Consider the following 1,387-nt stretch of genomic DNA (forward strand, 5'->3'; position numbering starts at 1 on the left):
CGGCGGAGACGCAAACCACAATGGGTTGAGCCGGATCTGCGGATCGACGTCGGACGATTGGAGCTCCGGCCAGTCCCTGAACTCCCGAAGCTTCTTTTCCACGGCGAGCCCGTTCGCCTGGATATTGTGGTTCTCGCGCCGGCTGGTCGAACAGGGACTTTACCGCCTCCGCAAGAGTGGCCCATGCTCGCCGAAGCCATTGCCCCGGGGTTGATACGGGTCGTCCAGACGCACGAGCCACAATTTATCCGGTGGCCTCCGCAGTTGAGTGTCAACGGTTTTATCCGTCAGTTTTTTCGCAACGTGGTCCTTCCGGGTGATCGGGGGCGTGGGACTCCATTTTGCGGCGCGGTGGGCCCTGCGCGTGGCCCCGAGGGGCAACTTTTCCTGGTGGGAATGATCATGCACGCCGAACATCCTCTCTTTCTTTCGGTCGAGGAAGTCGAATCCGAAACGATGTGGCGGAGGCTCATTGAGGTTCGTGCGAACTGACACGTCCCGACTTTTTCTCGGCCAATGGCGAAACGGACATCGACACGTGGCCCCGTGCGAGTGGGATTCAACACAGAGGTATGTGACGGTAGGGGCAATTCATGAATTGCCCATGCAACAAATTCCGTCAATGCCATCTCAGCGGTCTTTACAAAAGCAGGGATTGATCAGCCGCGCAAGGTCTTGATGGAGCGCGGTAAGCTGAAGAAACTTGAGGAATACCTTCTGTGTAACCGGAGCATATGCGGTGCGATTCCTTCCCCTTCTGGTAGAAAAGGGGCACAGCTTCCGTAGATAGCGTGCGATGTATCTGGCTGGAAAAGAAGGAGGACAACGGCTGAGGGAGTATCGGTGACGGAACTGACCAGAGAAGAAATTGCCGAACGTTATTTCGCTCAACTTCCCTTTACCCCGTATCCTGTCCAGGAAGATGCCCTGCTGGCCTGGTTCTCTTCGAAACAGGGGGTCCTTGTTTGTGCGCCGACCGGCACCGGAAAAACCCTGATTGCCGAGGCAGCCCTTTTCGAAGCCCTCCACACCAACACGGTGGCGTATTACACCACGCCTCTCATCGCGCTGACCGAGCAGAAGTTTCGCGAGATGCAGGAGGCGGCGGTACGATGGGGATTTTCAGCCCGTGATGTGGGACTTGTCACCGGAAACCGCCGGGAAAACCCCGATGCACAGATCCTCGTGGTTGTTGCCGAAATCCTTTTCAACCGCCTTCTCCACCCAGAACTTTGGGATTTCAGCGTTGTCAGTGCTGTGGTCATGGATGAGTTTCACAGCTTCAACGATCCCGAAAGAGGTATCGTCTGGGAATTCACACTGGGCTTGCTTCCGTCTCATATCCGCACACTTCTTCTGTCTGCAACAGTCGGAAACGCGGTCGAAT

The 1,387-nt window shown here is 56.3% G+C and carries 2 protein-coding genes; both read left to right on the top strand.

Going from position 1 to position 1,387, the window contains the following annotated elements:
• The coding region (locus H5U08_RS18845; protein ID WP_297036714.1) for a hypothetical protein at positions 1 to 492 on the top strand (492 nt) is incomplete at its 5' end.
• Between the two features lie 351 nt (positions 493 to 843).
• On the top strand, positions 844 to 1,387 hold a 544-nt coding region (locus tag H5U08_RS18850; RefSeq protein ID WP_297036717.1), incomplete at its 3' end, for a DEAD/DEAH box helicase.

The organism is Thermogutta sp., from assembly GCF_014359955.1.
Lineage (GTDB): Bacteria > Planctomycetota > Planctomycetia > Pirellulales > Thermoguttaceae > Thermogutta.